This window comes from Synechococcus sp. R8-2, from assembly GCF_047461715.1.
Classification (GTDB): domain Bacteria; phylum Cyanobacteriota; class Cyanobacteriia; order Thermostichales; family Thermostichaceae; genus Thermostichus.
In genome coordinates this window covers 1-7990 of the sequence record NZ_JANSHQ010000333.1, presented here as the reverse complement: position 1 = coordinate 7990, position 7990 = coordinate 1, and the positions used below count along the sequence as shown (strand labels likewise).

Annotated in this window: 8 protein-coding genes; 7 read left to right on the top strand and 1 reads right to left on the bottom strand. The window is 61.4% G+C overall.

Features of this window, described 5'->3' with window-relative positions:
• Positions 1–125: 125 nt before the first annotated feature.
• The 3 genes from NW819_RS08575 to NW819_RS08565 all read left to right on the top strand — a co-directional run bounded on the left by NW819_RS08575 (position 126) and on the right by NW819_RS08565 (position 3433).
• Complete coding sequence (locus NW819_RS08575; RefSeq protein WP_041436880.1) at positions 126–698, top strand: phycobiliprotein lyase; 573 nt, start codon at positions 126–128, stop codon at positions 696–698.
• 35 nt (positions 699–733) lie between these two features.
• Positions 734–1423: a hydrogenase nickel incorporation protein HypB gene (gene hypB / locus NW819_RS08570; protein ID WP_414329170.1), complete on the top strand. Its 690-nt coding sequence runs from the start codon at positions 734–736 to the stop codon at positions 1421–1423.
• Between the two features lie 123 nt (positions 1424–1546).
• Positions 1547–3433, top strand: coding sequence for an AAA family ATPase (locus NW819_RS08565; protein WP_011434384.1), 1887 nt, complete (start codon positions 1547–1549; stop codon positions 3431–3433).
• A gap of 61 nt (positions 3434–3494) precedes the next feature.
• Here NW819_RS08565 and glcD read toward each other — a convergent pair whose 3' ends face one another.
• Complete coding sequence (gene glcD, locus NW819_RS08560) at positions 3495–5006, bottom strand: glycolate oxidase subunit GlcD (RefSeq protein WP_414407415.1); 1512 nt, start codon at positions 5004–5006, stop codon at positions 3495–3497.
• A gap of 82 nt (positions 5007–5088) precedes the next feature.
• Here glcD and NW819_RS08555 point away from each other — a divergent pair, with 82 nt between their 5' ends.
• From NW819_RS08555 to NW819_RS08540, 4 genes are all read left to right on the top strand, one after another.
• Positions 5089–6321 carry a class I SAM-dependent methyltransferase gene (locus tag NW819_RS08555; protein WP_414413497.1) on the top strand — a complete coding sequence of 411 codons (1233 nt, stop codon included), beginning with the start codon at positions 5089–5091 and terminating at the stop codon, positions 6319–6321.
• Positions 6322–6449: 128 nt separating this feature from the next.
• Entirely contained in the window at positions 6450–6650 is a 201-nt protein-coding gene (rpmI, locus tag NW819_RS08550) for a 50S ribosomal protein L35 (RefSeq protein ID WP_011434387.1), read from the top strand.
• A 133-nt stretch (positions 6651–6783) separates the two neighbouring features.
• Positions 6784–7140, top strand: coding sequence for a 50S ribosomal protein L20 (gene rplT / locus NW819_RS08545; RefSeq protein WP_011434388.1), 357 nt, complete (start codon positions 6784–6786; stop codon positions 7138–7140).
• Positions 7141–7219: 79 nt separating this feature from the next.
• Positions 7220–7951 carry a transporter substrate-binding domain-containing protein gene (locus tag NW819_RS08540; RefSeq protein ID WP_041436884.1) on the top strand — a complete coding sequence of 244 codons (732 nt, stop codon included), beginning with the start codon at positions 7220–7222 and terminating at the stop codon, positions 7949–7951.
• Positions 7952–7990: the final 39 nt, after the last annotated feature.

The following is a 7990-nucleotide window of genomic DNA, read 5'->3' as shown; positions in this document are numbered from 1 at the left end:
GGTGCTCACCCTGCGGGTAGAGCGCAGGACTGATTGCCCCCGCACCACCGTTAGCTAAATCGTTGAGTTGCTCTGCAAGCTAAGATCGGCAAACCCTGTTCCATCGATGAGGATCCGCGTCGGCCATGATGACCGTAATGGAGTTTTTTGCCCTCAGTGCTGGGGAGTGGATGTGCCAACGCACCAGCCATCACTTGGCTTTTCGCCGCTCTGAGGGTGGGAGGTCGCGGCTACAAATTGCCACCCTTGCGGCAACCGATCCAGCAGTCATCCGGGTTTGCGAGTTGTTCAGGGTGGATCCCCGACGAGCTGTGGGAGCAGCGCGGGTGCGGTGGGATGGCGAGCAGGAGTGGGACAACGAAGAGTACAAGGGAGACGTGGTGCTGGTACCTATCCCCGATGAGACCGATCCCATGCGCGGGCAGTTGCTGCGGGATCAGGGCTACGCTGAGAAAGTACCGGTGGCCGGTACCTATGTCATGGGATCCGATGGCGCCCTTACCCTTTACACCCAGTATGAGATGACTGAGTCGGAAGAGCGCATTTGGTTTGCCAGCCCCAACTTGCGCCTGCGGGCCAGCACTGTCAAGCGGTTCGGTGGCTTCAGCATGGCTTCTTTCTGCTCCGAGGTGCGTAAACTCTCCGTCGGCCCTTCTCCCACCCCTACGGTGGCCGAATCCAGCTCTTTCCGCAGCTAGAGCGTTTTCTCCTCAACCGCAACACGGGTTGTGCCATGCACCAAGTCTTGGATCTGGGGATTAACCTGCTCCACGCCAATCAACACCAGGCCGACCACAACCGGGAGCATTTTGATGCCTGGGGAGTAACCTGTCTGAACCTCATGAGCGCGCCGGGGGCGGGTAAGACGTCTTTGCTGGAGAAAACCGTGGCCGCTCTTGCCGGCTCGCTGCGCCTGGCGGTGATCGAGGGAGACATGACGACCCAACTGGACGCGGAGCGGCTGCGTCGCTACGGGATCCCGGTGATTGCCATCAACACGGGGCGGGCCTGTCATTTGGATGCGGCCATGGTGGCCGGGGGCTTGCAGCAATTGGAAGCACTGCTGGATCCCCAACAACTGGATTTGCTGCTGGTGGAAAATGTCGGCAACTTGGTCTGCCCGGCGGAGTTTGAGGTGGGGGAACACGCCAAGGTAGCCCTGCTCAGCGTCACAGAAGGGGAAGACAAGCCTCTCAAGTACCCAATCATGTTTCGAGAGGCGGATTGTCTGCTGATCACCAAAGTGGATCTGGTTCCTGTGTTGGAGGTGGATTTGGATCGGATCCAGGCCAATATCCGCGAGATCAACCCTTCTGTGCCGATTTTTTGTCTTTCTGCCAAGACGGGTGACGGGCTGGAGCCCTGGCTGGGCTGGATCCGAGAGCAGATTCTCCTTGCCCAACACCGACGGCAGCCGCAGTGAAGGGTATCATACTGAGCATCTAGCCGTGGAACTCTCCTCACCTGAGCTGGCCAGGCAGGGGATGAGTTAGCACCTCTGGCGGGTCAATTTGCAGATAACTTGTGTGGATGGAAAATCCCGGCTATGGCCAATTTAAGTGACTTTGTACAGGGCATTGAGCAGTTGATCGAGCTGGCTCAGAAGCTGGACGAGAAAAAGCAAAGTGGAGAGCTGCGAACCGAAGTCCGCATCCAGGCCCGTCCTCTGGGCAGTTCTATTCCCCCTTCCGGCTCCATCCCCCGCCGCCGCAGCCCTGCCCAAACGGGGGATCCCCCCTGGAGCAGCGAGCCCCAAGTGATGTCTGCGGTTCGCTTCCAGGAACCGTCCAAGGCCGCTGTGCCCGACCCGCCAGCAACTTCTGCCGACCGCCCAGAGTCTTGGGCTGGGCCACGCCTCAAGGATGTGGGGGGACTGAGGGAACAGCTCCAAGCGCTGCGGGAGATGGTGGAGATCCCCCTCAAGCGGCCCGATCTGCTGGCCAAGCTGGGGTTGGATCCGCCCCGCGGCGTGTTGTTGGTAGGCCCCCCCGGCACCGGCAAAACCCTGACGGCCCGCGCCCTGGCCGAGAGCCTGGGGGTGAACTACATCGCCATTGTCGGCCCGGAGCTGATCGGCAAGTACTACGGCGAGGCGGAGGCGCGCCTGCGGCAACTGTTTGAAAAGGCAGCCAAATCGGCTCCCTGTCTGGTGTTTATTGACGAAATCGATGCCCTAGTGCCCAACCGCGCCACTGTCGAGGGGGAGGTGGAAAAACGCCTGGTGGCCCAGATGCTGGGGCTGATGGACGGGTTTGTGGCCCAAAAGGGGATCGTGGTGCTGGCAGCCACCAACCGGCCCGAGGCTCTGGATCCGGCTCTGCGGCGACCGGGGCGCTTTGATCGGGAGGTGATCTTCAAGGTGCCGGACCGGGAGGGGCGGCGGGAGATCCTGGCCATCCACACCCGCGGCATGCCCTTGGCGGAGGATGTGGATCTGGACAGCCTGGCGGATCAGACGCTGGGCTTTGTGGGGGCAGATCTGCGGGGCCTGTGCCAGGCAGCAGCCTATGCGGCTTTGCGGCGGCAGGTGCCCGATTTGGGATCCCCCATCCCCGAGTCCCTGACGGTAACCGCAGCGGATTTTCAACAGGCTCTGCAACAGGTGAAGCCGGCGGTGCTGCGCTCGGTGGAGATCGAATCCCCGCAGGTGAGCTGGGATCAAATTGGCGGCCTGGAGCACGCCAAGCAGATTTTGCAAGAGGCCATCGAGGGATCCCTGCTGCACCCTGAGTTGTACGAGCAGGCTCAGGCCCAAGCGCCCAAGGGCATCCTCCTCAGCGGCCCCCCTGGCACTGGCAAAACCCTGTTGGCCAAAGCCATCGCTTCCCAGGCCAAGGCTAACTTCATTGCCGTCTCCGGCCCGGAGCTCTTGAGCAAATGGGTGGGATCCTCCGAGCAGGCGGTACGGGAACTTTTTGCCCGCGCCCGCCAATGCGCCCCCTGTGTCATCTTCATCGACGAGATCGACACCCTCGCCCCGGCGCGGGGAAGCTACTCCGGGGATAGTGGGGTCAGCGACCGCGTTCTGGGGCAGCTGCTGGCAGAGCTGGACGGGATCCGCCCCAGCCAGGGGGTGTTGGTGGTGGCCGCCACCAACCGCAAAGCCAGCTTGGATCCCGCCCTCACCCGGGCCGGCAGGTTGGAGCTGCACCTGAGCGTGGAGCTGCCGGATCGCAGCGGGCGACGGGAAATTTTGGCCGTTCACAACCGCAAGCGTCCCCTGGGGCCTGATGTGGACTTACAGGGGTGGGCCGAGCAGACCGAAGGTTGGAGTGGTGCCGACCTGGCCCTGCTCAGCAACCGCGCCGCCATTGCCGCCATCCGCCGCCACCGCGCCACTTCCGAGACGGTGGATGCCAAAACCCTGGTCATCCAACAGGAAGACTTCTGTCGAGCCTTTGCCGAGCTGCAGCAGCAACGCCAAGCCGGCTGATCCCAGCCTGAGGGCTATTCCCATCACGCCAGCGGTTCGGAGCACCTTCAAACTTTCAAAATCAAAAGACTGGGATCCCTTGCCATTCTGGTTGGCTGTGGGCGTGGGCTGACTCACCGCAGGTGCGGGGGGTGGGAAAGATCTTGCCGGGGTTGGCGATGTGCTGGGGGTCGAACACCTGCCGCACCCATTGCATGCTCTCCAGATCCGCAGGCGTAAACATTTCCGGCATGTAGCAGCGTTTGTCTGCCCCGATGCCATGTTCGCCGGAGATGCTGCCCCCCAAGCGCACGCAGAGCTTGAGGATTTCGCCCCCCAGTTTCTCCACCTGCTCCAGGGATCCCGGCACCGACTCGTCGTAGAGGATCAAGGGGTGCAGATTGCCGTCGCCAGCGTGAAACACATTGGCCACCGGATAACCGTACTCACGGCTGAGGCGCTCGATTTCCTTCAAGACAAAGGCTAGCTGGCTGCGGGGGATCACCCCATCCTGAACATAGTAGTTGGGGCTGAGCTTGCCCATGGCGGCAAATGCTGCCTTACGTCCTTTCCACACCCGCGCCCGCTCTTCCGGGTCGGATGCGACTTGCACCTGTCGCGCCCCATTTTTGAAGCACAGCGCCCTCACCTGTTGGCTGGCTTCTTCCACCTCCAGTTCCAGCCCATCCACCTCCACCAACAAAATGGCCGCCGCATCCCGCGGATAGTAGCCCAACTGCACCACATCCTCCACGGCATTGATGCTGAAGTTGTCCATGATCTCCAGGCCGGCGGGGATGATCCCGGCAGCAATGATGTCGGAGACGGTGGATCCCGCCGCTTCCACACTGTCAAAGTCTGCCAGCAAAACCTGCACTTGAGCCGGGGCCTTGAGCAAGCGCAGGGTAATCTCGGTGGCAATGCCCAGGGTGCCCTCGGATCCCACAAACAGCCCCACCCAGTCGTAGCCGGGCATCTCCGGGATCTTGCCTCCCCAGCACACCACCTCCCCATCCGGCAGCACCACCGTCAGGCCGAGAATGTGGTTGGCCGTTACGCCGTACTTGAGGCAGTGGACACCGCCGGAGTTCTCCGCCACATTACCTCCGATGGAGCAAACCGACTGGCTAGAGGGATCCGGCGCATAAAAGTAGCCTTGGGCGGCCACGGCCTGGGTAATCCAAGTGTTGATGACCCCCGGCTGCACCACCATGCAGCGGTTGTCCAGGTCGATTTCCAGGATCTGCTTCATCAGGGTGGTGGCGATGACGACGCTATTTTCCACCGGCAGGGCTCCCCCTGAGAGGCCCGTACCGGATCCCCGCGCCACGAAGGGCACCTGGTAGCGGCTGCACAGCTTCACCACCTGCGCTACCTCTTCTGTTGTGCGGGGCAGCACCACCAGCGCCGGCCTTTGCCGGTAGCTGACCAGCCCATCGCATTCGTAAACCAGCAGCTCCTCCGGCTTGCTGATCACCCGCTGGGGATCCAGAATCTTTTTGAGCTCAGCCGTCAGCCTGATCCAGTCGAAGGTGAGGCCGGTTTGCAGAGGATGAGAAGAAGTTTTTGCGCTGGCAGTGCGAAGCACTTTCATAACAGTAGGCTCAGCAGGAGTTTGGGAGGGGGATATTGTCACTATAGTCTTGCTGGTAACCGAGCCAGCCAACAGATAGTCCATGCAGCCCAACTCCCCCAGCGCCGAACAAATCCTCAACCAAGTGCGGCAGCTCTACGAGCTCTACCCCTTCCCCCCGCAGCCCATCGGCACTGTTCCCCCGCCAGGGTGGAATTGGCGCTGGAGTTGGCCCCAGGCCCATGCCTTTTGTACGGGATCCCATCCGGGTCGGCGCAAGGTGCGCATTCTGGATGCGGGCTGTGGCTCGGGAGTGGGAACAGAATACATTGCCCACCAAAACCCCAACGCAGAAATTTGGGCCTTTGATCTGAGCAGCCGCGCCCTGGAGATTGCCGAGGCCCGTTGTCGGGCTTCCCAGGCACCGCCGGTGCAGTTTCGCCAGCTCAACGTCTACGACATCGACCAGCTGCCGGGGCAGTTTGACTTCATCAACTGCGTGGGCGTGCTCCACCACCTGCCCGATCCGCTAGCGGGGCTGCAGGCTTTGGCCGGCAAATTGGCTCCCGGCGGGCTCTTGCACCTGTTTGTGTATGGTGAGCTGGGCCGCCACGAAATCCGCCTCATGCAAAAGGCCATCCGCCTGCTGGTAACGGGTTCTGAACACCAGACCCTTGCCTCGGCGGAGCAATTGCAGAGGGGTCTCCAGGTGGGCCGCCGCCTTTTCGAGATCTTGCCGGAAACCAACCGCATCCAGCAGCAAGAACGGGCCCGCTGGGCCATCGAGAACGTGGACGACGAATGCTTCGCCGATATGTACCTGCACCCCCAGGAAGTGGACTACACCATCGAGACTCTGTTTGAATTAATCCGGGCTTCCGGACTGCAGTTTCTGCGCTTTTCCAACCCGGAGTTTTGGCGGCTGGAACGGGTGTTGGGCCAGGACGAGGCCCTGCTGGCTCAGGCGGCTCAGCTGCCGGAACCGGAACGCTATCGCCTGATCGAGCTGCTGGATCCGGTGGTAGCCCACTACGAGCTGTTTCTCGGCAAGCCCCCCATCCGCTGCTGGGAATGGACAAGCCCAGAAAGTGTAGCATCGGCCATCGCCCACCTCAGCCCCTGTCTGGGCCTGTGGCCGGGGCGGAGCATTTTCAACTATGCTTACGAAGCCATCTCCCTGAGCGAAGAAGCCTTCGCCTTTCTCCAACAGGTGGACGGGATCCGCACCGTCCAAGAGATCCAGGCTGGCCTAGAGTGCCCCCTGAGCTTTGAGCAACTGCAACGCTTGCTGCGCTGGCAAGTGCTGCTGCTGGAGCCTCAAAACTCAGTCTCCTGAGAGTTTCTCGACCCCTTTCCCTTGCCTCAGCGGGACGAACCTTGGCATTTGCCCTCTTGTTCTTCTATGGCTTATCCTAGAAAGCTGTGACCTTTAGCTCTGGCCCCGCATATTCTGGGGTTGTCATCATGCCCAAAATCAAAACCCGCAAGGCAGCAGCCAAGCGCTTCCGCCTGACCGGCAGCGGCAAGTTTATGCGTCGCAGGGCCGGGCACAACCACTTGCTGGAGCACAAAACCAGCAAGCGCAAACGCAAATTGGCCGGTGTGGCCCTGGTGGACAAGCGGGATGTGGTCAATGTGCGCCTGATGTTGCCCAACACCCACTAGCCGGGATCCCGCTCGCGCCGGCAAGAAGATTTCAGGGGCTGGCATTGGCGACAGCAGTTCCGATCCCGTTAGCAGGACGGAGTGCTTCTACCCTTCAGTTTGAGTTTGTTCAAGTTCCTATTGAGTTACTGCCATGAGAGTCAAACGGGGCAATGTCGCCCGCAAGCGCCGCAAAAAGATCCTCAAGCTGGCCAAAGGCTTTCGGGGAGCTGGTTCAAAGCTGTTCCGCACCGCCAACCAGCAGGTGATGAAGGCTTTGCGCAGCGCCTACCGGGATCGCCGCCGCAAGAAGCGGGATTTTCGTCGCCTATGGATTACCCGCATCAACGCGGCCACCCGTGCCCAGGGCCTGCGTTACCACGAGTTCATCGATGGTCTCAAAAAAGCCAATATCCAGCTCAACCGCAAAATGTTGGCCCGCTTGGCTTTCCTGGATCCAGAGGCCTTTACCCAGGTGGTGGAGGCAGCGCGCCAGTCTCGCGCCTCCTGAGGAGGTTCCGACGGCTATCCAGAAGTCCTTCCTGGCAGCCATTCTGGCCCTCGCCTGCCTGGGGAGAGGGATCCCTACTGTGGCTCGTCCTTGGCCGGAGATTGTGGATTCTGGACGGCTGCGCGTTGCCGTAAAAGACAACTTGAGGCCGCTGGGGTTTCGCACTCCCCAAGGGGATCTGCAGGGGTTTGAGATCGAGCTGGCTTGTGAGCTGGGATCCCGGCTGTTGGGCTCGGCAGAGGCTGTGGAGTTGGTGCCGGTCTCGAATGTAGAGCGGCTGCAGGTGCTGGCTGACGGCCAGGTGGATTTGGCCATTGCTCAGATCGGCATTACCCCGGATCGGGCGCGCCAGGTGGAGTTCACTTCTGCTTACTATCAGGATGGCCCCAGCTTGGTTGTGGCTCGTTCCCACAACTGGGAAAGCTGGTCGGACTTGCGGGGCGGTCGCGTTGCAGTCTTGCGCGGTTCCAGCGCCATTCCCCTGCTGAATCGATACCTGCCAGGGGTGGAGTTGGTGCCTGTCGATTCCTACCGAGAAGGGGCGGAACTGCTCCTGAAAGGGGCGGTGCAGGGGTGGGCAGCAGATCGCTCGGTGCTGGCAGGGTGGCTAGCAGAGCATCCTCGTCGCGAAAGCGCTGCGGAGCAACAGTTTCAATTTCTGGGATCCCCCTTGGCAACGGTGGGGCTGGGCATTGCCATGCCCAAGGGGCTGCAGCACGCCGAATTGCGGCTGCGGGTGCGCCGAGAACTGGAGAATTTGCGGGCTGAGGGCTGGCTGGCAGAGCGGGCCAGAGCCTGGGGGTTGCCCTAAAGTTGAGGATACTCCCTACTGATACATTTACGCTGAACA

Excerpts from the sequence above, each read along its gene's own strand:
- rpmI (WP_011434387.1), top strand. The coding sequence starts at position 6,450 with ATGCCCAAAATCAAAACCCGCAAGGCAGCAGCCAAGCGCTTCCGCCTG.
- NW819_RS08575 (WP_041436880.1), top strand. The coding sequence starts at position 126 with ATGATGACCGTAATGGAGTTTTTTGCCCTCAGTGCTGGGGAGTGGATG.
- rplT (WP_011434388.1), top strand. The coding sequence starts at position 6,784 with ATGAGAGTCAAACGGGGCAATGTCGCCCGCAAGCGCCGCAAAAAGATC.
- NW819_RS08555 (WP_414413497.1), top strand. The coding sequence starts at position 5,089 with ATGCAGCCCAACTCCCCCAGCGCCGAACAAATCCTCAACCAAGTGCGG.
- NW819_RS08565 (WP_011434384.1), top strand. The coding sequence starts at position 1,547 with ATGGCCAATTTAAGTGACTTTGTACAGGGCATTGAGCAGTTGATCGAG.
- hypB (WP_414329170.1), top strand. The coding sequence starts at position 734 with ATGCACCAAGTCTTGGATCTGGGGATTAACCTGCTCCACGCCAATCAA.
- glcD (WP_414407415.1), bottom strand. The coding sequence starts at position 5,006 with ATGAAAGTGCTTCGCACTGCCAGCGCAAAAACTTCTTCTCATCCTCTG.